Source organism: Microcoleus sp. B7-D4, assembly GCF_036705125.1.
Classification (GTDB): domain Bacteria; phylum Cyanobacteriota; class Cyanobacteriia; order Cyanobacteriales; family Microcoleaceae; genus Microcoleus.
Window position 1 is genome coordinate 32,591 of sequence record NZ_JAUBTT010000054.1, and the last position, 21,578, is coordinate 54,168.

At 45.5% G+C, this 21,578-nt stretch carries 27 protein-coding genes; 9 read left to right on the forward strand and 18 right to left on the reverse strand.

Going from position 1 to position 21,578, the window contains the following annotated elements; genetic code table 11:
• Positions 1-4 precede the first annotated feature (4 nt).
• The 8 genes from QUB12_RS21475 to QUB12_RS21510 form a co-directional block, all read right to left on the reverse strand.
• Positions 5-637 (reverse strand): hypothetical protein, encoded by a 633-nt coding sequence (locus tag QUB12_RS21475; RefSeq protein ID WP_333308301.1) that lies wholly within the window; start codon positions 635-637, stop codon positions 5-7.
• A 180-nt stretch (positions 638-817) separates the two neighbouring features.
• A complete protein-coding gene (locus QUB12_RS21480) occupies positions 818-2,017 on the reverse strand; it encodes a hypothetical protein (protein WP_333308303.1) in 1,200 nt (399 codons plus the stop codon).
• Complete coding sequence (locus QUB12_RS21485; protein WP_333308305.1) at positions 2,018-2,323, reverse strand: hypothetical protein; 306 nt, start codon at positions 2,321-2,323, stop codon at positions 2,018-2,020.
• Between the two features lie 78 nt (positions 2,324-2,401).
• Positions 2,402-3,418, reverse strand: a complete 1,017-nt coding sequence (locus QUB12_RS21490) for a hypothetical protein (RefSeq protein ID WP_333308307.1) — start codon at positions 3,416-3,418, stop codon at positions 2,402-2,404.
• A 5-nt stretch (positions 3,419-3,423) separates the two neighbouring features.
• Entirely contained in the window at positions 3,424-5,103 is a 1,680-nt protein-coding gene (locus QUB12_RS21495; protein ID WP_333308309.1) for a hypothetical protein, read from the reverse strand.
• Positions 5,100-5,312, reverse strand: coding sequence for a hypothetical protein (locus QUB12_RS21500; protein ID WP_333308311.1), 213 nt, complete (start codon positions 5,310-5,312; stop codon positions 5,100-5,102). Before QUB12_RS21500 ends, QUB12_RS21495 begins: the two co-directional genes overlap by 4 nt.
• A gap of 4 nt (positions 5,313-5,316) precedes the next feature.
• A complete protein-coding gene (locus QUB12_RS21505) occupies positions 5,317-5,904 on the reverse strand; it encodes a hypothetical protein (RefSeq protein WP_333308313.1) in 588 nt (195 codons plus the stop codon).
• Complete coding sequence (locus tag QUB12_RS21510; RefSeq protein ID WP_333308314.1) at positions 5,901-6,398, reverse strand: hypothetical protein; 498 nt, start codon at positions 6,396-6,398, stop codon at positions 5,901-5,903. Before QUB12_RS21510 ends, QUB12_RS21505 begins: the two co-directional genes overlap by 4 nt.
• Positions 6,399-6,454: 56 nt before the next feature.
• Here QUB12_RS21510 and QUB12_RS21515 point away from each other — a divergent pair, with 56 nt between their 5' ends.
• Positions 6,455-6,784, forward strand: coding sequence for a hypothetical protein (locus tag QUB12_RS21515; protein ID WP_333308316.1), 330 nt, complete (start codon positions 6,455-6,457; stop codon positions 6,782-6,784).
• Positions 6,784-8,136 (forward strand): collagen-like protein, encoded by a 1,353-nt coding sequence (locus QUB12_RS21520; protein ID WP_333308318.1) that lies wholly within the window; start codon positions 6,784-6,786, stop codon positions 8,134-8,136. Before QUB12_RS21515 ends, QUB12_RS21520 begins: the two co-directional genes overlap by 1 nt.
• A gap of 126 nt (positions 8,137-8,262) precedes the next feature.
• Here the strand turns inward: QUB12_RS21520 and QUB12_RS21525 are convergent, their stop codons facing one another.
• The 9 genes from QUB12_RS21525 to QUB12_RS21565 form a co-directional block, all read right to left on the reverse strand.
• Positions 8,263-8,445 (reverse strand): hypothetical protein, encoded by a 183-nt coding sequence (locus QUB12_RS21525; protein WP_333308320.1) that lies wholly within the window; start codon positions 8,443-8,445, stop codon positions 8,263-8,265.
• 9 nt (positions 8,446-8,454) lie between these two features.
• Entirely contained in the window at positions 8,455-8,745 is a 291-nt protein-coding gene (locus QUB12_RS21530; protein ID WP_333308322.1) for a hypothetical protein, read from the reverse strand.
• Positions 8,746-8,754: 9 nt separating this feature from the next.
• On the reverse strand, positions 8,755-10,449 hold the full coding sequence (locus QUB12_RS21535) for a hypothetical protein (RefSeq protein ID WP_333308324.1): 1,695 nt from the start codon (positions 10,447-10,449) through the stop codon (positions 8,755-8,757).
• Positions 10,442-10,765: a hypothetical protein gene (locus QUB12_RS21540; RefSeq protein WP_333308325.1), complete on the reverse strand. Its 324-nt coding sequence runs from the start codon at positions 10,763-10,765 to the stop codon at positions 10,442-10,444. The genes QUB12_RS21535 and QUB12_RS21540 overlap by 8 nt, the downstream gene beginning before the upstream one ends.
• On the reverse strand, positions 10,762-11,544 hold the full coding sequence (locus QUB12_RS21545) for a hypothetical protein (protein WP_333308327.1): 783 nt from the start codon (positions 11,542-11,544) through the stop codon (positions 10,762-10,764). The genes QUB12_RS21540 and QUB12_RS21545 overlap by 4 nt, the downstream gene beginning before the upstream one ends.
• The gene (locus QUB12_RS21550; RefSeq protein ID WP_333308329.1) at positions 11,544-11,726 is read right to left on the reverse strand and encodes a hypothetical protein; all 183 of its coding nucleotides are present in this window, start codon (positions 11,724-11,726) and stop codon (positions 11,544-11,546) included. The genes QUB12_RS21545 and QUB12_RS21550 overlap by 1 nt, the downstream gene beginning before the upstream one ends.
• Before the next feature lie 2 nt (positions 11,727-11,728).
• Positions 11,729-12,256: a hypothetical protein gene (locus tag QUB12_RS21555; protein WP_333308331.1), complete on the reverse strand. Its 528-nt coding sequence runs from the start codon at positions 12,254-12,256 to the stop codon at positions 11,729-11,731.
• Between the two features lie 487 nt (positions 12,257-12,743).
• Entirely contained in the window at positions 12,744-13,055 is a 312-nt protein-coding gene (locus QUB12_RS21560) for a hypothetical protein (RefSeq protein WP_333308333.1), read from the reverse strand.
• 94 nt (positions 13,056-13,149) lie between these two features.
• The gene (locus QUB12_RS21565) at positions 13,150-13,467 is read right to left on the reverse strand and encodes a hypothetical protein (protein WP_333308335.1); all 318 of its coding nucleotides are present in this window, start codon (positions 13,465-13,467) and stop codon (positions 13,150-13,152) included.
• 1,166 nt (positions 13,468-14,633) lie between these two features.
• On the opposite strand from QUB12_RS21565, the gene QUB12_RS21570 reads away from it, so the two are divergent.
• Positions 14,634-15,296, forward strand: a complete 663-nt coding sequence (locus tag QUB12_RS21570; protein ID WP_333308337.1) for a hypothetical protein — start codon at positions 14,634-14,636, stop codon at positions 15,294-15,296.
• An 83-nt stretch (positions 15,297-15,379) separates the two neighbouring features.
• Here QUB12_RS21570 and QUB12_RS21575 read toward each other — a convergent pair whose 3' ends face one another.
• The gene (locus QUB12_RS21575) at positions 15,380-15,685 is read right to left on the reverse strand and encodes a hypothetical protein (protein WP_333308338.1); all 306 of its coding nucleotides are present in this window, start codon (positions 15,683-15,685) and stop codon (positions 15,380-15,382) included.
• Between the two features lie 260 nt (positions 15,686-15,945).
• Here QUB12_RS21575 and QUB12_RS21580 point away from each other — a divergent pair, with 260 nt between their 5' ends.
• The 6 genes from QUB12_RS21580 (at position 15,946) to QUB12_RS21605 (ending at position 21,574) form a co-directional block, all read left to right on the forward strand.
• Positions 15,946-16,074: a hypothetical protein gene (locus QUB12_RS21580; protein WP_333308340.1), complete on the forward strand. Its 129-nt coding sequence runs from the start codon at positions 15,946-15,948 to the stop codon at positions 16,072-16,074.
• Positions 16,075-16,101: 27 nt separating this feature from the next.
• Positions 16,102-16,479, forward strand: coding sequence for a hypothetical protein (locus QUB12_RS21585; protein WP_333308342.1), 378 nt, complete (start codon positions 16,102-16,104; stop codon positions 16,477-16,479).
• 39 nt (positions 16,480-16,518) lie between these two features.
• On the forward strand, positions 16,519-18,714 hold the full coding sequence (locus tag QUB12_RS21590) for a hypothetical protein (protein WP_333308344.1): 2,196 nt from the start codon (positions 16,519-16,521) through the stop codon (positions 18,712-18,714).
• Between the two features lie 2 nt (positions 18,715-18,716).
• Positions 18,717-18,947: a hypothetical protein gene (locus QUB12_RS21595; protein ID WP_333308346.1), complete on the forward strand. Its 231-nt coding sequence runs from the start codon at positions 18,717-18,719 to the stop codon at positions 18,945-18,947.
• A 2-nt stretch (positions 18,948-18,949) separates the two neighbouring features.
• Entirely contained in the window at positions 18,950-20,404 is a 1,455-nt protein-coding gene (locus tag QUB12_RS21600) for a bifunctional DNA primase/polymerase (protein ID WP_333308349.1), read from the forward strand.
• A gap of 390 nt (positions 20,405-20,794) precedes the next feature.
• Positions 20,795-21,574, forward strand: a complete 780-nt coding sequence (locus tag QUB12_RS21605; protein ID WP_333308351.1) for a hypothetical protein — start codon at positions 20,795-20,797, stop codon at positions 21,572-21,574.
• Positions 21,575-21,578 lie beyond the last annotated feature (4 nt).

Sequence of the window (21,578 nt, forward strand, 5' to 3'; positions counted from 1 at the left end):
AATTCTAGACTGCCGGATCGCCTGGGAACATAATTCTGGGGGATTTCAACCTCCATCCTGTCGGCAAAGTATCCTCTTGAGCCTGCCCTACAAACGTGCTCAAATTGTCTCCACCGCTGGGTCCTGCAGCACTAAAAAATGTTGCTTTGGCGGGTTTGGGGATAGAAGCACCCCAAACTAAAGTTGCCTCATCTGCAGCAGTTGCGATCTCTATACCCAAAGCTGTCAGGGTTGCTTGAGTTATTGTAGTGATCGTCTCGTTCGGAATATTCCATGCATATTTGATGCCGCGAACGGTTACGTAGACTGTGGTAGCCCGGCTCCCAGATGTCGGCACTCGCCCCTGTCTCTTTTCGTGTTTCGAGATTTGGTATCCGGCTGTTTTTGCGGCAGCAATTGTGGCAGGAGTTGACGCCACAAAACTGGAATTCCAGCCATCAGCCGTTAAAATTCTAGCCCTGCGCGGTTTTGGGCTGTCACCCCCCTGAAAGGCTGATGCGGGTACGGTCGCCGGCACTACGGTATGCCCTAGCGCGGTGCGCGCAACCGTATCTACGTTAGTGGGGAAAACATAAATTAACCCATTGCTGAGCGGTACGGAAACTAGGGTTCTGTTGTCATATTTATTTAGTGGCATAGTCACCTCCTCTATTACTACCTACGGTATAGAAAGGCTTAGAGGATGTCAAGGGCTGTAATGCTTTAGAGGTAAGGGTTTTAGGGGTTGTAACTTGTGGTAGAACATTTAAATGATCGACGATCGCTTAAAATTCTTTTAGAACGTTGTGTGAAGCTTTATTAAGTCGATTTTAAAAGGTTATTTTAGGCGATCGTCTACCCGTATTCTAGGCTCCCGAGATGTTAAAACTAATGTCTCTTTGGTCATGGGAAAGACTAGCTTAGCCCATCTGAATGTTATGGCTCCCGTTTGTCGTTGATTGGGGAGTGCCTTGTCTTCACCAATTACTTTTTTCTTGGGTTGGGTAATTGGGTATCTTTTCGCAGGGTTTCTACTTGCTCCAATTCCCATGTAAATCTCATCGAAAACATGATTTTGAATTCGTAAAACATCTTTAAATACCCGCTCCGCCTCCGTAGCTGAGTTAGCAAGCAGCCACAGCTTATAACCTAGCGGCCAGTTATTGTAAGTGTAAGATCCGCGACCGCGTTGGATCGTATAAGGCTTATCGTTTCCAGGCTTGTTAAAAACATTTTCTATAGCTTTCGCGTAGCGCTTAATGTCAGCAATAGTCATCACAGATTTATTTGGCAATAGACCTTCGTACTCGATTTCGTTCATCAATCTAAAGCTGATTTCAGACTTTAAAGGAGTTCCAATTCTACCGCTAGTAGGAGGCTCCTTAAAATAAAGCTCGATGTAGGGATGTTTGGATAACTGAGAAATATCTGAAGTTAAACGCGGTTTAATTGATGATTCTCCTCCCTCTTTCTGATTCCACCAATTAAGAATCTCTCGTGCGATATCCCGATAAGAGCCAGTAAAAATAAGCCAATCTTTTCTATTTTTACGATCGGGAAAAAGCTGGACAACCTTAAAATCCCATTCAGCATCCTTTTTTTCTGGTTTTAATTCCACTACCTGCGGGCGATTTTCTTTTTTTATCCCCGGCCAAATTTCCTTCCCCCGCATTTTTTTTAACTCTGATGAGCCAGCAAAACTGATAAAACCATTTTCAAATTCTTTTGCCCACACAGCAAAATTAAAGGGGCCTAAACCTCGTACCGACAATAGCTGATCTAGTGCTCGCAATATTGAAGATTGTAATGCAATTTGAGCGTCATTGCCTGCAATTATCAGCGGTGGTTCGTTATCCAAGCGCCCAAAATCCAAGCTGTAAACATCAAAATATGAGCGTTCCTCATAATTTTGAGGAATTACTCGCCCTTCAATATAAGTCGGGGCTTCCCGCCGATTCACTTCTTCAGCAATTTTACGCTCAAATTTACTGTAGTCTTGTGCGTCGTTAACGTTTTTTTGGTTGTTAGGGGTTGCCATTTATTTTTTTTGGGGTTGGTATACTATTCTTCCTTCTACAGAAATTTTCCTCAATCTAGGGCGATTTGTCCAAGTTTCCCCAAAAGCTTCTTTACCCGGTTTGGCTTTGTCAGGTGAAAGTTGGGAAGTTTGAGCAAATCCATTGTTAAACTGTTCCACATAGGCATTGATATCCCCCACGCCCGTGGCTAAGCGAATTTGCCGGCGGGTGTTTACGTCTAAAAATGCCGTCAATCTTAACTCTTCACCAAAAACTCCATCTACCCAACTGTCGATATTTTTACCGATCTGCTGATCACTAAGCAATCGACCTTCAGAAGTCAACCTTGGTAATCGCTGGCCCCTAATAGGTACACGAATGGAAGAAGAACGCGCCATATATTCTTAAGCAATTGGTTGACGAACTAATTCGGGCAAAAATTCTTGTATAGCCTCCCCAAAACCTTCAATCGCATTTTCTAGGAAAACCCCAATATTTTTAAAAGCTGGGTTAGCTTGGAGTTTTTCCAGTTTGCCTTGCACATACAGGCTTAAGCTCCAAGGCTCCCCGCCTGCACCCCACTGTGCGACTGCCGCTGCTCCCCCTGGAATTGCTTGTATTAAAGGATGGTTTGGCTCTCGTTTGGCTAATTCTTTAATCCACTTTCTACTACTGCGATAAAACACTTTGGTCATTATTCTTAATCCTGTAAAAAAAGCAGTTCGCGCCAAATTTCGCAACTGAGAAAGTAATTGTGTTCTCGCTTCCTCGTTTAACGCTCTCCACAAAATTGTTACCTTTGTCATGTTAATCTGAACTTTTGGAATCCGAAAAACACCACCGCTAACAAAACTAGCCAAACCAGCACCAAAAGTTTCACCGGCAACGGCATACAATCCCGTAATACTCCCTTCTATTTGTTTCTCTATTGCCTCGTCGCTTTGCCTTAAGTCGAGGGCGTATGCTAACTGATACATTCGCAACATTCCTGTAATCATTTCTGGACCAGCACCTAACAAAGTCGCACCGCCAAGAAGTGCTGCAGAAGTTGCGCCAAAAATCGCCAAGCCTTGACCTTCGGGAGTTGTTGCAATTTGCCCAACAATTTTGCCTCCCACCTCCATGATTGAATTAATTTGAGTTTTAACTGCACGCTTCCCTGAATTAAAAAGCTCCTTCAGATTTCCCATGATTGCATTTGCCAATTCCTTGGCAAAGCCATTTCTTCCAAATTGACTCAATCTATCCTTGATGTTGCCAGCTATTTTGCCAAAATCCACCTGTGGAATTTTAATCCAATTTACTGTACCCTTGATTTTCTGAAGCCAAGTCATATCAACTTCGCCGTAGTGCGTAGCAGCGCTACTGCTCTGCGTTGATTTAAAACTTATATCTTTTGGCGGCTCTTTCTTTTTTGTCATTTTAATTAAGTCCTTTGTAATGATTCTAGTTTCAAGATAATTATCGTCAACAAGTCAAAAACATCTTTATCCCCCGAAAACTTCTCTACCACAATTGGGTTTTCCCTGATTTTCAAGAAATCAGGCAACAGAGACTCGGTAGCAACTTCCGTATTGATGTCGATTTTGCCATCAATCTTGCCTGCATTTTTGCCAAATCCTTGCCCTCGCGTGGATTGCTCTTTTATGCCAGCACCAATATTAAATGGTGTGGTAATTGAAGTTTCTTCGGGTTCTGTCTCCCCCCCCAGCATATCTTTAAGGGTCTGAATGTCACCGGATAAGCGAGCGAGATTCATGGATTGCTGCACACAGAGCCATGATAATCGATACAGAAAATTAGTAAGAGTGTCGACATCTGCATTCGCATCCCAGACTTGGGCCATCAAGGCCTCAAAGCCCTGAGTAGCACTAGGAAATTGGTTTGACAGTGATTGGTCGCCGGCGATCGCATTGTTGATATCCTTAATACTGAGCTTGGGCGGGTGAATACCCAGGTGGTCGATCATTTGGGCGATCGCTCGCGCTAAGTTTGGATAATCCATGATTTTCTCCTCACCCGCCCCTCCCGGCATTCGCCATCTCCAAGGGAAGGTCATTTTGCCTGCAAGTATCTCTTTCGTGGCCAGGACTTTTTTGATTTCAGCAATGTCAGCTTTTAAAGCTTGGCAACATTTGTCGGTCATGATTGGTTGGTTTCCGGCTGGCGGAGACAAAGAAATTGCATCCCCGCATTTTAAACTATACCTCCATGTCCCAGCCAATGCCCATGAGCTCCAAATCAAAGCACCAGTGTTACTCTGCCCAATTATTTCTCTAGCATAATTAATTTCTATTGCATCAACTTTGTGCAATACAATGTTATATGTATAGTCTTTCTCAACGATATTATGCCAGCCGCTGAGAATCCGCATATCGCTAGCATTAACAGCAGATTCATCAAAAACTTCTACGAAACTTGTTCCACCATAAGAATTCCGAAGGATATAGTAACGAACAGGTCTAAGTTGTTCCACGAAAACAGAAGTCAGATTTTCCGTAGGAATTCCAAAAAGTTGAGCCATCTCACTATCCGACAATTTTCCGTATAACAAGGGGTAAATCTGTCGAATACTTTCCTCTCTAGAACCTTCTCGATTGTCAGGGTATAACTTGGTAATTCCTGCGATAGGATCGGGATTGTCAACATCTCGCCTAAGGGGGCCTCTATACTTCCAAGTTGAAAAAATTTTCGAGCAGGAAAGATCAGGAGATGAAGGTCTTGGTATTGGGATACCAGGAGGAGGAAGTGGCGTTTCTGGTTTGGGTTTGGGTTCGGGCTTAGGTTCTGGTGGTAGTTTACACCCCGGATCGGGATAAACGTGGCGCCCGACAACTTGACCCCAAATTCGGCGAGTCTCCGTAACTACACAATTGCGAGCCTCAACAATTACCTCAAGCCCTCCAAAATTGTAATGAATTTTCCCCCCTTCCCTGCCCCAGACAATCTTTTGACCAAAAATTACGACTACAATACCCCCACCGTAGTCGGTAGAGATTCCTAATTTTCCAATTCCCACGTCTAGCCCAAACTCGACCCCAGTGGGGGACGCGCCAATAATTCCCCCACTACTTCCCGTCCCCCTAGTCGCTCCAATTCCTTTCATGTTTTAGCCTTTAATTCCTCTAGTTGGCGTTCCAAGTTCTCCAACCTTCCTATTACTTTCCTGTAAGAATTAGCCAAACGAAACACTGTAACAGATTGACTAGAAACAAACTCCGACAAAGCGCTTAAGTGTTCATCAGTGCTATAAACCTCACCTGCATCAAGGTGATATTTCAATTGACCAGTTTCTGCATCTTGTAATATTTTCATGTTCCTATAGAGTAATAATGGTTCTCCAACTTCCCCGAATGGATAGAATATCAGATGTTGTAGGTAATTCAATTTTTCGGCTAATATTTTGCTCCCTAAATTGAATTGCGATTTGAGTAGTGGGAGAAAAAATATCAACATCTCCCTGACTCAGGAAAGGATTTTTAAGAGAAAGATAATTAAATATATTACCGTAATTGTGAATATTTTCGATTCCTACTATATGCCAATCACCATAAGGCGATTCTCGCTGCAAGAGAGATAATTCAAATCTTTTGTAGTCGCGAGCGATGGCGTTAGCCTCTACAAGCTTGTCAGCTTGCGTGGAATTATCCGCAATGTCGGGCGCAGGCGCTGTGGGCAGGCTCGCAGCATAATAATTTAGTTGCAAGTTTTCAAGGATGAACTGCCATCCCGGATTTGAGTAAAAAATTGGAGGTGGATTTACAGTTGTTGGCAAGAGCGCATACTGTGATATCCAACTACATTGCTCGCTATAAATAGTGGCACAATCAATAATTACTTGAGGTGCAGAAGTAACTTGAGGTTTAAATAAAATTGCTCCGCTGTAATGCCTCCCTTGTTCGCTCATAATAAATAAGTCCGAGCGATATCCTGCGTGCCACCATTAGGCAATAAGGTAGTTTGATAAGGAATCTTGAATGTTCCCTCCCACATCCTTAGATTTGCGTCATATTTGGCAGCAATGTAGTTGAATTTGTCGGGATTAAAGTTACTGTCGTTCTCCCGTTGCACCAACCACAATAATACCTCTAGGGTGTAGGCGGTCGGGGACTCACCCGTAAAAGTTCCTCCGGTTCCGCAAACAAATAAAAGCCCTTGGTAAATCGTACCAGCCACTATAGTCAGAGGATTGGGTAAAAAATTACCCGGAATTTTCCAAGTTCCCTCAAAAAATTTATTGTTAGTGTCGGTGCTTTTAGTCCCCGTAAAATATTCTTCACCTAGGGGGTTAATAGATTGATTTTCCTCTTGTAATTGCCACCATTGCAACAACTGAAATGCCTGTCCTTCTGCAGTTGGTGCTTGTACGGTGCCGCCCTCGCCAGGCGTAATTAAAGCCATATCTTTAAAGTATAAATGATATGCTAATAATATCACAAACCTATAAATACACAAATATGGGCCTAGTACGCGCTTTCACCCAACAGGCAACTCGACTGCCTAACACCTCAACGCCAACCAACCCCTCGGTAGGTACCAGCCCTAGCATTATTGGAGTGGATCGATCGACCCTAAAGAACCGCTGTACATTCACTGTGTACAATTCCGGCACCCTGCCGGTAATACTGGGACACGGAAACACGGTTTCTTTGGCTACGCAGGTCGCTCGGTTAGAGCCTACTGATTTTTATTATGAGGAGCCATCAGCTTGCTTCCAAGGGGCAATTGCAGCAATGGCGATCGGTGGCTCCACAAGCGTAAACTGTGAAGATTTAATAATAATTTAATGCCAATAATCAAAAAATACCGGGCGATCACCGACTCCGACATTCCAGCAGTGATCGCCCGCGATGCCGAATTTCAGGCAGCCGATGCCACGCACCTAGCAGCCGGCCACCCAAGCCTTTACTTCACGAAAACTGAAGCCGACGCACGGTATCTGGGTGCTGGTGGAGGCTCAGGCATCGCGGCCACGATCGCAGTTTCCGCGATCGAAAGCGCGCTAGAAAAAAGATTCCGAGGCAGATTCTTTATTGAGAGTCATTACTCCGCCACGGCGGGAAGTGGCGATTTTCCAACCACCTCGGGTAACGGGGGATTTGGATATAGTCGCAGTGAAGTTGATCGCCCTGGCATTTTGGGGCTCAGCACTAGCGCAAACTCAGCAGGATTTGTCGGCTCGGCAACCGGATTTGGCAATAATTCATCGCCATTTACTATTGATGATGGAGATATCGAGTATTTGGGAATTCTTAAAATTCCTGTACTCAGGGATGCGACAAACGACTTTACAATAGATGCTGGTTTTCAGACGGCGGGTACTTCTATAGGATTGGATGCGGTTTGCTTTGTGTATGACGCAGCATCGCCAAACTGGCAGTGCTACACGCGAAACAACTCCGACGGCTTTTCCTTTACCAGCAATGTACCCGTAATCGCAAATCAGTGGTTTGACTTGAAGATTGCAATCAAAAATGGAGCTGCGGTTTTCACTATCAACGGAGTGGATGTTTTAACTACTTCCCAGAAATTACCTCTTTCCCCTCGAAGCGTAGGTGCGGGGATTGATATTAGAAAATGGAGCGGGACAACCGGAAGAGATGTATGGATTGATTATCAATCAGTTGGCCAGAATTTTAATAATATTGATGAGAATATAATTATTCAAGGCAGGACTCTGACTGATGCGGATATTCCTGCGACGATCGCCCGGAAATCCGACATACTTCAAGGGCCAGCGGGAGCTACGGGGCCAGCGGGAGCTACAGGGCCAGCGGGGCCGATTGGAGCTACAGGGCCAGCGGGGCCGATTGGAGCTACAGGGCCAGCGGGGCCGATTGGAGCTACGGGGCCCGCAGGGCCTCAAGGGCTAGTAATAGAAAAAATCAATTTGAATACATCGGCTCTTGGATTTTCGATTTTGTTGGCAACCCCAATTTCCCGGATTATTGGCATCACTGGATTACTAGATATAGCTCCTGGAGTGCGAATTCCTCCAGGGATTACCACAAGCACAGGATACAGATATGGATTATCCTTAAATTCCAGTGGCAACACTACAACTGCGATCTTCCGGACGGAAACAGATCCAAATAATGCAGGGATCGGGCTGCCATTGCAAATCGCTGTATTTTCGTAATCGAACGGTCGTGGGTTCAAATCCCACCATCGGCTTTGGGGCTCTTGGGATGACAAACTTAACTAAATATGCGAAATCGCCAAGATATTTAAATTATCTTGGCGATTATTTTTTGACAGTTATCACTTAGTGGCAATCACTCTGAATCATACCTTCTACTTCTTCGTAGTCGGGGTCGTCTTCATCGTAACCCCAGCAATGTTCGCAGTGCAAATATTTGTAAAACCCAAAATCCTCATCATAGTTAATCTCTGGCGAACCACATTGCGGGCAAAATTTATCCAGCACTTTTTGACTTTGCGTTTTCATTGTTCAACCTCATGTTTGACGAGAAATTGCCAACATCATCCCCGCACCCGCTCCGCCACACCCCACAGCTAAGGCTGCTAAATCTGGTTTGAGAAATTTCCCCGCAGCGCAGCCCACAAATAAAGCCACGATGACGGCAATCGGTAAATATTTCGTTTGTCGCTCAATTCGGGAAATGCGATCAAAAATCGACGTAAAACATATTTCTGTCTCATCATTGTACCAAACTAACCGCTTGTTAAGTACAGCTTGTTTGGCTGCGCCGTGTAACGGTTTCCCATTCTTTCCTAGAATCTCCATAATCGCCTCTTAGTTTAACTTCTTCAATTCTTCGTACCACGATTTAGCTTGGGCAAACTTAGCCCCGCCTGTGCCTGTATTGAAAATGTCTCGGCTCACGGCGGTTACGCTTTTTCCGAGTAACTGAATGCCCCGCCAAACTGCCATATCTGGATTTACGGGGATTAACTTGATTACTTCATCTGAAGCACTTCCTACTTCACTCAAAAGCCTCAAAATATTCGATAATGCGGTAGCTCGCACATCCTCTGGAAGTATTGAAGTATTACTACTAAAATCGCCGGATTCCTTGTAGCGTGGCACTTCTCGCACTTCTGGATCTACTTCGGATCGGACTTCCGGCACTTCATCCCAAGGCGTAGTATCCGAAGTGTTTTCTACTTCCACTTCGTACACATCATTGAGCCACTTCCTCGCTAATTCGAGAAATTCTCCTCGATTGCTTGGTGCAACAAATTGCTGTTTTTGCTCATCAACACAATCAACCTGTGGACTTTTTTCGCCATCTTCAAACAGGTTGTAAAGCCACTCTGGACGAATCCATTCAGCACTAATAGATATTTTTTGAGCATCGATAAACTCGCCATCGGCATTCTTGATTCCCGATAAAGTCCCTTTAAACAAAGGCTTATTTTCAGAATCAGAGTAGAGTTCTAGTTGAATAATTCCCCGGTCACGGGATTTGCTAAAACCTTCACTTCCACCGAGGGATACCAAAGTGTTATCGTGCCCAATAAGGATGGGGCATTCGTTAGCTTTTCTAGGGTCGGCTACAATTTTCTGAATCAACTTCTTGGCCGGCTCTTTCGTGCCTTCATCAAAGGCGTATCCAGTAACTTCATCCCAAATCGATGTATAAGGCTTATCTTTCAAAGTCCGAGTCGCAAAACGCAAATACATCGCATCTAACTGTTCACCGACGGTTTTGTAGTTGTGATTTGCCCCATATCCGGGGACACCTACTTTGATTAAATATTTCCAGCACGCATCTTCATTTTGATGAAAGTGAGGGTCGGCAATTGAGATGATCTGATGTTCTCTCAAATAATATCGGCATAGTCCCAGAAACGCGACAAAATGCCCTTTAAAACTACCCATGTCGCCATAAACAAGTAATGGTTTTTGCATTAACTGGCCTATCCAGCCGTCCTCATGGCTCTCAATTAATTTAAGCAGTCTTGCTTTTTTGGCAGCAAACGATTCGTCTTTTTTATTTACAGCTTTGAACTCTTCGACATCTCCCGTTTTAGATTCTTCAGTTTCGTCATCATCAGCACAAGGTTGATTAACATCAGGAGGTTTTTGGCCAAAAGAGCATCGGTCGAGCCGACCCTTGCCATCCTGAACAGCAATATAAGCATCGCGAACATCGTCAGCATAGTCAGCAATCGCGACTTGAATGCGCGCTGCTTCTTTTTGTTTAGCTTCAATTACTAACACCTCTCTCTGAGATTCAGCGATCGCCAATTTGTCCCTAAAAGCTTGATCTCTCTCAAAGTCCTCTTCTTCTTTGATTTTCGCCTCTTCGACAGCTCTTTCTTGTTCACGCTTCTCGTCAGCCTTCGCGATAAGATATCCGGCTGTAAAGATTCCGCCTCCGATACCAGCGGACACAGTTCGCAGCAAGGCAAAATGCTTGGTCGGAATTGGCGCGATCGACAGCAACATAAAGATCATGCCACCAATCGCAAACGACTTAGCCATTTTTCCCTCCGATTGCCCCAATGGCTGCAATCAAAACTCCAACAATCAGAACAATCACTATCACGGCAAATCCGAACTGCACCGCTGATATTTTCCCCAGCAATTCCCAATTATTGGCTAACATCCCGCCAATAATCGCCAAGGCTGACCACCGCCGCAAAATCTCAAACCTGCCAGCGGGAAAACACAAACCGATCGAACTTGCAACACCTGCGATAGTACACAGCCAGAAATATTGTGGGAGGAGATAGGTGAAATTGCTGAGAAATAATCCCAAGCAAAACCAGGTAGCAAGGAAAAAGAAATCAGTTATCATGTCTTACCTCCAATTCCAAAGAACCGGCTAATCTTTCCCAGACCGCGACCAAAACTAGAGACAGCATTGTTAGCCGCTCGTGCTACATTCCTATTTGCGGTATCCGTAGCGCGTGTGGCGCGTTGCCCCCAAGTCCAGGCAGAGCTTGAGTTACCCCCCAAAGAGGGCTGCTTATCGAAACTCCCAAACTTGGGATGAGCTAGCCCGTGCCGTCCACCCTTTAATGCCGCCGTCGCCCAAGCTAGCTCCTGAGATTTAGAAGCTTTCCATTCCTCGATCGCTGCCTGAAATTGTGGATTCCCTTCTAAAGCGGCAATCTCGTTATCAATTTTTGCTTTATAAGCATCAATCGAATGTTGGATTTGAGCATCTATGCCGCGACCAAATTCGGTAGTTTCAGAAGTTCCGCGCTCCTTCTCTTTCTCTAACAAATACCCCTGCTGCTTCACCACCTCGGCATGATCGTTTTCAGCAATTAAGGATTTAATTTCGGCTTCCTTCATTTTGGAAGCACCTTTAAATCCTTTCTCGTAAAGCCAACCTTGAAATTGCCGAAATTTCACTTGCCCTGTCACTACCAAGTCAAATTTGCTCTTAATTTCTTCGTAATTATCAATGAACCATTTTGCTTTCACTGAGCGATCGTGCAGGTCAGCCCATTGTTCGATCGTGTACGTGGTGATGTCGTCGTTAATGTTGTATTTGTCCTGCATCAACGATCCACCGGATTCAATCAATGAACCGCCGACAAAAAAATCCAAAACCTGAGCGCTTTCCATCACGCATCCCCTCTCAAATTTTTAACTTGACCAATTACCTCAATTCCCCGTGCATCGGTGACGCCTTCGGCTCTCAAATCGGCAGCGGCTACGCGAACAGCTTGCTGTGAATTTTTGGCTGTCACTACCAGGATTTTCGGGGTGTTGTAACAACGTAAAACTTTAACTTTGTAGTAAGCCATAATTACGAATCCTGAAGCTTTTTGATACCGGCCGCCACTTCCTCAGTGAATCCGAGTTGTAGCTCTGCTGCTGCCTGCCTTCCCCACGCCCGCCCCGCTTCTCGGTAATTGCTCAATAAGCCCGATTTCAAGGAAGAAATGTGGGTCAAATTAGCATCGGCAGCGGTGGCGGCGGTGGCTGCAATTTGGTCATGCGGGGCAACAAATACGATCGCCGCCGATGTCGAAGTAGGCTCGGACACTTTATCTACTAACTTGCGAAGTTCAGCAAACTTCTGAGCATTTAACAACTTGATAGCATCTACAGCATTTTGAGAGTATTCAGTGGCGCGAGCTCCCCCACGCCGCAAAATCTTGATATCCAAGGAGTAGATACTTGTCAACTTGGCGATCGCCCTCTGCAGAGCAGGCTTATTCAAATCTAAAAGGCGTTGAATCTGCGAGACCGAATACCAAACAATCGATTCTTTTTCAAGAGAATCGATTCGCTCGGAGTCAACGTCAACAATACAGTCGGTTTCAGGTTCCATTTAGTCCTCTCGCTAGTAGGATCGATTCGTGAATCGATTTAAAATCGATTTAGAATCGATTTGAATCGATAATCCAAGATTAGGAGGGATTTAGCTACAAAGGTACTAGCCACTGACCAACAATTAGTCACCGACCAAAATCGATTTGAATCGATTCAAGTTCGCACAAAAAAGCCCCCTCCGCAAGGGAGAGGGCTGCAACAGTTTAATTGGTGGGGTGTAACCGTGAGTATATCTCACCGAGAAGCCTTTTTATGTAGGGTTTCGGCTCCCTATATTTGGGATCGGTTTCTGCTTTCAAGTAATTGTAGAGGCTGTGCAAGGGAATCTCTGTTTCGCGGGATATCTTATATACTGACCACTGAGTCAATTGGCGAAAAGTTTTCGGATCTAATGATTTGTGTGATATATTTTGCATATCGCCTACCTGGTTTAATTAAGGTGATCGGCTCCTGGTTGTTTCCGCAACGCAGGAGCATTTTAATTGCTATTTTTGAGTGAATGCAAGCGCCGAATACCCTTCAACGATCGCAACCTGGAGCACCGCCATCAACCTCAGTCCTTCATTCGTCTGAATTCCCGGCGTATCCAGCCCACAACCGATTACACCCATCAAATTTTCAAAAAACGAACCTCCTTCGCGCAAACTGTAGGCAACGGCTTCTAGCAATGCTAATTTTTGGTCTAAATTCGCTTCACAAAATTCAGCACCAAAAAGTGCCGACAGAGCGCTAGATACAGAAGGCACGTCATCTTCGGTAATTCGTTCGTGGTCAATGCGAGTATCTTCACTAATCATGGTTAAATTCCTACAAAAAATAGTGATCGCACTTGCGAGCAAACACCCGTCTCTCCGGGTTGCCGCACCACTAAGGCAGGTGCCTATCCCCCCTTTAAAAGGGGATAGGATCGTAAGCCTCAGAAGCAGGGTCAGAATTCGTAGAATCTTTTTCTAGCTCTGGAGACTTTGGGGTTCTCGGTTCTTCCACCTCGCCACGCTTTAATTCGTTGTGAAAACGAACCACTAAAATAGTTGTTAGGCTGACCGCTGCTTCGGCCAGCCTAGGGTATTCTTCCATTTCGTATTTTCCCGATGCAAGCATGGCGGCAAGTAACCGCGTTGCCACAACTTCACCGTGAGGTTGATTGCAATCAGGCTCGCAAAAATACTCGCGGATTGCTAGTAACTGTTCCGGCGTGAGTCCTTCCATTTAGATTCAAACTCCCAAATTTTTCGTTTACTATCGTATCTAAAACCACAAAGTTTGACATCGAAAAACAACTGATAAACCCTAATCTGTCCCTTGGTCGGAAACACCTCTAAAGCTCGGAGAATCTTAACTCGAAGCGCTGGAGTAATTCGCCTCCCGATCGTCACTATGTTGGGTGGCAGTGGGAGGTTGTTGGTAGGCGATGGGCCCTCTCGATCGGGGTCGTCATCCATGAAAGGTTTATCTCTATAATCGACCGAGTAAATTAGCCGCAGGTAGCGATTGGCAGCGAGTTTCCGGCAGTCTAACTCAGGTAGTCATCATCCCTCTCAAAAAAGGAGGGACATCGATGAGGAAAATCTGCCATTTCACTTCATCAGCGACCACTTACGATCCCCGGTTGCTTGGTTAGAGCGTGATCTTGCCGACGTCACCCGGCAAGCTTGGAGAGGCGGTGAAGCGTTGCCTCAAAATCTAAAATCTAAAATCTAAAATCTGAATTCCAAAACAAAAGTGTCCGAAATTTCGGACACTTTTTGCATGGATGGGATTATTTTCGCTCTGGCCGAGTGGAAAATCAGCCGGAGTTTGCATCAAAGTGGGGCTACTATTCCCGTTGGTGACAAGGAAATCATTTTATCGACAATTCCCTGAGCAGCAAGAAGTGCAGATTCTCGACTTCCAAAGGGTTGCGAGGAGTTATATACCATCACCCTGCCATATTTTGACTTGCCCGGACATGGGTCTAGTGGCGACCAAATAGAGAAGCCATGACCCGAAACAGGTTTGGTATTTTTCCACACCAAAATGATATGAAAATCTCGATAAAAGCGATGCCATCTCTTCATGTCTAATTCGATTTTCAAACATTGTCTAGACGAGGAGACAACTTTTTGGCTGCACGGCGTCGAATACGTTCTGTTGCCCTGCGGATTGTGCGACTGTTAACAGTCGTATAGTGATTGCGATAAGCTTTTCCCTGAGAAGACTCAAGATGTCTAGCTATCAGCGGATCTACAGAACCAAATCCCGACATTTATGCCTCCTGTACTCGTTTCATTACTGCGAAGTCGGATTCAATGGTAAAAATGTCCAAAACTTCGGTGGTTATGCGGTTTCGCCGATCGCCAAAATCGCTTAAAGTCTAGGAAAACCAGGTTTAACATATGAACTTCAAACGGCGAATCGACTGGCGCAAGTGGCTAGGAGTGGCGGGATGGGTGGCACTGGGCTACTTCATGGGCAGGCCCGACCAGTTAGAGCAGCTGGCACGGAACTTGAACAACCAGATGGATACCCAACGGTTCATAATTCCTGCGACCGTAACAACTATCCATCAACCGGTGTTGATCCAGAGACAGCCAATCATAGTGGCGGCGCCGCAACACATCCCCCAGGTTCAGACTCAAGGCTGGAGCCAGCTTTCAGATCCACAAGCGCGGTTTTCTGTTCTGGTGCCGGGTGCTGTTGAGAAAAAAGGAAACTCCCAAGAGCAGACCTTCTCCGTGACGACGGCGAATGAGTTTTACAACATCAGACGCCAATTGAGCTTTCGCAATTCCGAACTCATCAGTGATAAAGGGAAGCAGGTATTTCTAGAAAATGTTGCCGACAATCTTAACCTTGAAGAGTTTAGAGTTGTCGGCAAGCGAAGTTTTGGGCTAAATGGAAATCCAGGAGTGGAGATCCACTTACAACATAGAGATGTCAATGTACCACCCACGGTAATGAGGCAAATCATTGTTGGTGATCGCTTTTACTCACTTTGGGTAACAACTCCCTACCCCCAGAATGCTCAAACATTTTTGAGTTCGTTCCGCCCACACTAGACAGCGCTAGACAATAGCACTAGACAAACGAATAGGTGTAACATCAGCCTCTCCGATCAGCGCGATCGGGGAGGCTGAACTATTTAATTTTCAAGGTTCTGTTCAGCAGGCAAAAACTTTTCAGGTGCCTTAACAAACTCATGGAGCTTTTCAGGTGGAACCCCACATATCTGACACAAGGCAAGCCACTGCATTCCACTAAGTGCCAGTTTTTCCCAGCCTTCCCTCCCCTCTCTAGCTCTTCTCCGAAGCGTACTAGCTGACACTTCTTGCCCAGAAATATGGGAAATAGCGCCCGCCAGCCGTTCATGAGAAAAACCTGTTTTTTGAAGAAAGGTTGTCAAAGGGAAATCTCCTACTGTCGGTTGACTTTTTATCTCGTTAGACATACCATAGCAATATCTCGTCAAATTGACAAGCAAATTGACTGCCAATTTGACTAGACCCAGAAACAACAAAAACAGCAGGCCGGTGATTAGCGTCCACGGCCTGCTGACTCAAATATAAGTTTCAACCCACGAGATCGATCGGACTGAGCGATATAAGTCCTGCGGGCATTCGTCGCCGAAAAATCCGGGGTTGCCACCCTTGTATCTTGAGTCGCCCCAAATGAGGGGAAGGTATCTCACCCCCTATTTGCCAAACAAGGATGCCAAAAGCCTTTTCGCTGGTTTTGATTGTCGGCTTTTGCTTACATTTCTCCGCCACGCCAGATACTCCGCCACCACCGGGAAGCGGTCGGCGCGAGCCTCACATTCAGGAGGTGATTCCCATGTAGAAGCAAGCGAGCTGATTTTCATTGCATTTGACTAATGGTTTCTGCGATCGCTTTTACAGAGGGGCGATCGCTTCCTTCCCCACTCAAACACGGCAAGAAATGCACACTAACTGGACTCCCAGAAACGACGTAGCCGACCAAATCATTCAAGAGCGAGCAGCCTTAGCACAAGTCCGTCGAACTCTCGACGAAATGGACTGGATTCAAAAAATTGCTGTAGCCCAAATAGCCTGCAATCAACTAAGTGCAGCGGAACCCGTTCGACTTGTCAAACTTGAACCCTTTGAAAAAACTTCCGATTATGAGCTTCGGGCTGTAGCTGCGTTATTGCGCTTATTGCCGCCAGAAACTCTAGTCGAAATTGTGATCGAAATCCTAGAAGAACCCCGCGACCGTAACGAATAAACGCCCCAATTGCTCCCACACAACACAGGATGCCCCGCTATGACAATGGCAACCACCGATCGACCAGTACGCGCCGCCGACATGGGGCGGAAAGAAGCAGAAGAAGTAACTCAAGCAATCAAAGACAACTTCGACAGTTTGGGTGCCATGCTAGCCCAAGCTCGTGACAGGAAGGCATATAAAGCCCTCGGATATCGAAGCTTTGAAACCTACTGTCAGTCTGAATTCGGCAAATCAATCAGCAGTGCTTACCAACTAATTGAGGATGCCAAGGTACTCTCACAACTGGAGGCAAGAATTTCCGAAGAGTACGGCGAAAGCGTGACATTAAAATTTCCCGCATCGCACCTCAAGCCACTGAAGGAAATCGACAACTTAGACGACAAACTCAAAGCTATAGAATACGCCAATCAACTAGCAGCAGCAGAGAACAGAAAGGCCACTAAAAAGGATTTAGAGATTGCAGTTTTCCAAGTTTCCGGCAAACGTTCAGAGGATTTTAGGGCAGCAATTCAAGGCTTAGGTTTCAGCAAGGGCGTACAAGTTGAAGTATTCAAAGCCTTAAACAAAGACAGAGGATTTGTCACCAAAATCGACAAAGGCGGCAAAATTTATATCGAATTTCACTATGGCGGAAACGCCCCCATCCCCTACGATGCCGCCGACTTGCGGATACTTTCAGATGATGAGCAGCCAGCCAAACCCTTAAGCGAAGACATTGCAAACAAAGGCGACAGAGTATTTATCTACTCACCAAAATCGAAGGGCAAAAAGGGTACGATATTTCAATGGAAATCAGGCAAGACAACATTAGTAATGGTGGACGGCGAAAACAGCCCCATTGCCATTGCTTATGCAGAAATGGAGCTACTCAAGGAAACCGAGCAAAAGAACGCCACATGGGATTCTGATTTGGTGTGGAATTCTGGGAAGAACACCTATTACTACTTCCCCCAAGAAAAGAGAATCACTTCTAACTTATGGCCGCTTGGATTATACCTTGAGCCTTCTGCACTGGATACAGCATCAGGAAGCCCAATTAACCTCATGCACCAGTGGGAAAGAGATTTCGCAGGGAAAATCCTAGAAAGCTTAGGAAGCCCCGCGAGAGTGAAAACGCTGGCACTTGCACAGGCGATCGAATTGCCAGAGGAAGAAGGAAAGGAATTCGCCACAGATTTGATTGCAAGCCTACTGCAATTATTCCCCGGTGCCGCCCCCGAACCTGCCACCCAAAAAGCCTTGGGAATCAGCTTTTCCAAAACAATTGACGAGCTGAAGTCCGGTAGAAAAACACAAACTCGACGCGCTTGGCAAGATGACTACGCCAAAAGCTTTATTCGATACTTTGAAGAAGGTATCCCGATTCCCGCACTCGACAAAGGGCGGCATCGTGGCGGCCGCGACCTAGGTTTCATCAAACTTACTCAGCGACCATACCAACAGTATTTATCTGAAATGTCACCCACTGACCTGCAAGAAGAGGGTGGCATGGTTGCAACCGTACAAGAGTTTATCGATAAATTTTTTGACGGTCAGGACAGATTAGTTTGGGTGCTACATTTTGAGTTTTCATCAACAGCTACGGACAAAAACACCGAAGGATTAATAGCAGAAAACCAACGACTGCGAGAGCAACTCGCAGAAGCTGAAACCGTTATTCAGTCAATGATTGCAGCCTCTACGCCCTCAGTCCTGGACTCTCTTGAATTAGCAGAAAATGTCTCCGAAACTTCAACGCCAGGGGAGACCGCAGCGCACCCCGATTTCTTACTAAAAAATAGCCCCGAAATTGCAAGCCAAAGGGAGACCATTGAAACAAACACAGAACTACCGGAATTACCACCAACCAGCCAATCTCCAGAACAAGATATCAATGCGATTGTAGCAGCAAGAAGAGAAAGGATCGAGAGCGAGTTGGAGCAATCAACCAAAGAACTGTTGCAGGCTAAGAATGAAAAGAACTTGAGACAAATCAAAAGCAATATCAAAACCCTAGAAGGTCAACTAGAAGATGTTGTCAAATTTGAAAGTTTCAAACCCGGAGATTCGATAATCAAAACTAGATTCCCGGACAAAAAAGGAATTCTCCACAAGCTAGACGTTTCTATCACAGGATTACCACTAGCGTGGGTAATGTGGCCTCACGAGTACGAAGGAGAACCCAACTCCCCAGAGCAACACTTCATAGGAACACTAACAAATCTTAGTAGCGCTAGCCGTGGTGAGAAATAGTCATGCAGAAAACATTAGGGCGACCACTATCTACCGACTGGGTTTCTACTTCTACGGCGGCCTATGAATTAGGGATTAGCCGCAGCCACCTCTTGAATTTAAAATCCGATGGCACTTTCAAATTAGGACGCCACTGCCGCGATGTTCGGCGCACAAATGCCATGCGGGCAACCTACAAATGGAATCTTCCACTCCTTCAGAAAGTATTGGATAAGGGGCCAGAGATTCGCTAATCATGCTGCAAACCTTGACCGCCAGTGAATCCCTATTAACTTACCCGCCCGGCTGGATTGTAGAACCAGTATTCGGCAAAAAGCCTTACCGAAAAAATTGGACAAAAACGGATCTCGATCCCCTTTCATGCCTCGCCGAATTAGAGAGTGGCAGGGCTACCGGCTTGGGATTAAAACTTGGCAAGGGATTTCTGGCTATTGATATTGACGGTCCATCCGCCGCCAAACTACTCGAAAAGTTGGCAGGTGAGAACGACCTATCCGATTTCTCGAAAACAACCGCATGGACTAGCGGTCGCCCTGGTAGAAAGCAGTGCCTTTTTTCTGTACCAGAGTCGGCGTGGCATCGCATCAAGTATCAAAAAATCCTAACTGGTGTAACAGGCGATGACGGCAAAGAAGAGTGCCTAGAATTCCGCTGGGTAGGGCATCAAAGCGTACTGCCGCCATCCATCCATCCGGGCACGGGCAAGCCTTATCTTTGGATCAATAATCCGCTACAATCTCCACCGCTTCAAGCCCCTGAATGGCTGATTGAATTGTGTGAGCATCGGCATAGCGAGTATGCCACCACAGTCAATTTCCCAGCCAGATTGTACGCCCATTTTGGTGGTCAACTGCGAATCTGGTTGTTAGCTCGCCGCTACGATCTATCCCGTTGGAATCCGGGAGGAAAACCCACGGGATGCGGGGCAGGAACTTTTACAATGTTGGGCGCCAGCCGTATTCTTAATCTCTGCAAACGTCAAGTGTACGAATTGCTTCGCGAAGCCAAAGAATCGGGGCTGATTCGAGGCTTCAGAAGAGAAGGCAAGCAATTCATAGTCTACTATACAAGTTTTGAAAAAGTTGTGGCACTGGCCGGTCTAGAAAAAATAGGGCCGATCGCCGCCATTGAAGTCGATGAGTTGAGCAATCTCCACATACTCGCCACAGAAATCGAAGCTCAACACCAACAAAAGCTTGCCCTTTATTGCAAACGACAGGAGGAGATAGAAAAAATCAAAGCTCAGGGCAAAGACCCTGAAAAAGTTCCGAGCCGGATAGTGCAACCGGGAAGCCTTCACACGTGCGACCGACCGGCGCGCGTACTGGTACGGGGTTCCCGTTTTTTGTACTGTGCCTCGGATTTTGAATTTTACGGAGGGAAGCAAGAGACGATCGCCGAAAATCGGGGAGTATCTAAATCGACTGTTTCCCGCCACCTCTCAAACTCCTACCGCATGGAAGCTACACCAGTGCAACAAAAGCGATCGGGAGTTCCCCCAATAATCAAGAAGCAGTTACTAGAAAAATTGCCGCAATTGAAGGGAATGCCCGCCGATTTAGGTGCAGAGGATGGCTTGCTATTCTTGCACGAGCACTGGTGGAAGCCTCACACCAATATCTATTTACTGGAGCATCGGCTAGTCTCGGCCCGTCGCCGAAGGAGCCGAATCCAGGCAAATAATAGATAAGGGAAAATTATAGGTTGAAAAATTTTTTCGGGGCGTTTTAGAGAATAAGTTTTACTTATTAAAGCTTTCTTTTCAGGAGTTTTAGAAGAGTTAAAACCTAAACCTAAATACCAGCGCCCCAGAAAAATTTCCAAAAAAACCGGGAAGAGGAAACGCAAAAACTTCCAAAGCTAGAAAGTGTCCGAAAATTCGGACATTTTCGACATTTTCACTTTCTTTTTAGTGGTTGTGCGATGCGTCAAACGTTCTTCTATTAAGTCAATCCACTGATCTACTGTTTTTGTTTTGAGCTTCATATCTTTATACGGAATAAATGACTTACAATATGATAGGACAACATTGTAAACAGTCAATAAAGAGTATGGTCGTTTTCACCGTTGAATAATAAGTATGGCAACAAAATTAACCAACTTGCAAAAATTTACGACAGCGGTTGAAAAAGTTATTTCAGAAAAATACACCGAAACTGTTGGGAAGGCACAGCTAACCAAAATAGTGAATCAATGGGAAAAAGAAGAACATCCCAACAGTATCAAAGAGGCAATTAAAAACGTTTTGCTGACGGTTGACCTACCAAAGCGAACTCAATGGATTCACCAAAGATACACTTATCGAGCCGGATATTTTTGGATAGAAAATTCTAGCCAAAAGTACGGCGATACAGTGCTTGGATGGCGTGACGACCCCCTGCAAATCCAAGCGGAAGCTTTACCACTCGAACTTCACTATTCACGATTTAAAGATGACCGTTATATCAAGGTACTAGACTGGCTAGGATGGGAGGAAAAAGGATTTGCTGCGGCAGAAGACATACCTTTGTGTTGGCACAGCCATGAGGTCAAAATCCCAATAGAAAAAACGTGGTTTTTTGCACACTTTAAATATGCGGCACCTTGCCAGCTACAGTGGCAAAGAAATTGCGATCACATCCCAGAAGAAAGAGAGCTTCGCGTTGTACGATCTATTATTCCTCATGGATTTCAGCAAGGCTGGAAATGGTGGCCAGAAGCAAGGGAATGGTATTACGAACACAGACCAGAGCTTTTTGAAGATGACGAAATGTGGGGTAAAAAATTAAGCTGGCATGAACCGCCGAACAATTACTCCGCTGTTTTAAGCCCCAATAATAGCAAGTTGATAAAAAGTCACATATTCCATATTGACGAGTAACTAA

Excerpts from the sequence above, each read along its gene's own strand:
- QUB12_RS21525 (WP_333308320.1), bottom strand. The coding sequence starts at position 8,445 with ATGAAAACGCAAAGTCAAAAAGTGCTGGATAAATTTTGCCCGCAATGT.
- QUB12_RS21545 (WP_333308327.1), bottom strand. The coding sequence starts at position 11,544 with ATGGAAAGCGCTCAGGTTTTGGATTTTTTTGTCGGCGGTTCATTGATT.
- QUB12_RS21570 (WP_333308337.1), top strand. The coding sequence starts at position 14,634 with ATGAACTTCAAACGGCGAATCGACTGGCGCAAGTGGCTAGGAGTGGCG.
- QUB12_RS21480 (WP_333308303.1), bottom strand. The coding sequence starts at position 2,017 with ATGGCAACCCCTAACAACCAAAAAAACGTTAACGACGCACAAGACTAC.
- QUB12_RS21555 (WP_333308331.1), bottom strand. The coding sequence starts at position 12,256 with ATGGAACCTGAAACCGACTGTATTGTTGACGTTGACTCCGAGCGAATC.
- QUB12_RS21580 (WP_333308340.1), top strand. The coding sequence starts at position 15,946 with ATGCCAAAAGCCTTTTCGCTGGTTTTGATTGTCGGCTTTTGCTTACAT.
- QUB12_RS21565 (WP_333308335.1), bottom strand. The coding sequence starts at position 13,467 with ATGGAAGGACTCACGCCGGAACAGTTACTAGCAATCCGCGAGTATTTT.
- QUB12_RS21535 (WP_333308324.1), bottom strand. The coding sequence starts at position 10,449 with ATGGCTAAGTCGTTTGCGATTGGTGGCATGATCTTTATGTTGCTGTCG.
- QUB12_RS21550 (WP_333308329.1), bottom strand. The coding sequence starts at position 11,726 with ATGGCTTACTACAAAGTTAAAGTTTTACGTTGTTACAACACCCCGAAA.
- QUB12_RS21590 (WP_333308344.1), top strand. The coding sequence starts at position 16,519 with ATGACAATGGCAACCACCGATCGACCAGTACGCGCCGCCGACATGGGG.
- QUB12_RS21560 (WP_333308333.1), bottom strand. The coding sequence starts at position 13,055 with ATGATTAGTGAAGATACTCGCATTGACCACGAACGAATTACCGAAGAT.
- QUB12_RS21575 (WP_333308338.1), bottom strand. The coding sequence starts at position 15,685 with ATGTCTAACGAGATAAAAAGTCAACCGACAGTAGGAGATTTCCCTTTG.
- QUB12_RS21515 (WP_333308316.1), top strand. The coding sequence starts at position 6,455 with ATGGGCCTAGTACGCGCTTTCACCCAACAGGCAACTCGACTGCCTAAC.
- QUB12_RS21495 (WP_333308309.1), bottom strand. The coding sequence starts at position 5,103 with ATGAAAGGAATTGGAGCGACTAGGGGGACGGGAAGTAGTGGGGGAATT.
- QUB12_RS21595 (WP_333308346.1), top strand. The coding sequence starts at position 18,717 with ATGCAGAAAACATTAGGGCGACCACTATCTACCGACTGGGTTTCTACT.
- QUB12_RS21540 (WP_333308325.1), bottom strand. The coding sequence starts at position 10,765 with ATGATAACTGATTTCTTTTTCCTTGCTACCTGGTTTTGCTTGGGATTA.
- QUB12_RS21500 (WP_333308311.1), bottom strand. The coding sequence starts at position 5,312 with ATGAAAATATTACAAGATGCAGAAACTGGTCAATTGAAATATCACCTT.
- QUB12_RS21605 (WP_333308351.1), top strand. The coding sequence starts at position 20,795 with ATGGCAACAAAATTAACCAACTTGCAAAAATTTACGACAGCGGTTGAA.
- QUB12_RS21490 (WP_333308307.1), bottom strand. The coding sequence starts at position 3,418 with ATGACAAAAAAGAAAGAGCCGCCAAAAGATATAAGTTTTAAATCAACG.
- QUB12_RS21510 (WP_333308314.1), bottom strand. The coding sequence starts at position 6,398 with ATGGCTTTAATTACGCCTGGCGAGGGCGGCACCGTACAAGCACCAACT.
- QUB12_RS21520 (WP_333308318.1), top strand. The coding sequence starts at position 6,784 with ATGCCAATAATCAAAAAATACCGGGCGATCACCGACTCCGACATTCCA.
- QUB12_RS21475 (WP_333308301.1), bottom strand. The coding sequence starts at position 637 with ATGCCACTAAATAAATATGACAACAGAACCCTAGTTTCCGTACCGCTC.
- QUB12_RS21530 (WP_333308322.1), bottom strand. The coding sequence starts at position 8,745 with ATGGAGATTCTAGGAAAGAATGGGAAACCGTTACACGGCGCAGCCAAA.
- QUB12_RS21600 (WP_333308349.1), top strand. The coding sequence starts at position 18,950 with ATGCTGCAAACCTTGACCGCCAGTGAATCCCTATTAACTTACCCGCCC.
- QUB12_RS21505 (WP_333308313.1), bottom strand. The coding sequence starts at position 5,904 with ATGAGCGAACAAGGGAGGCATTACAGCGGAGCAATTTTATTTAAACCT.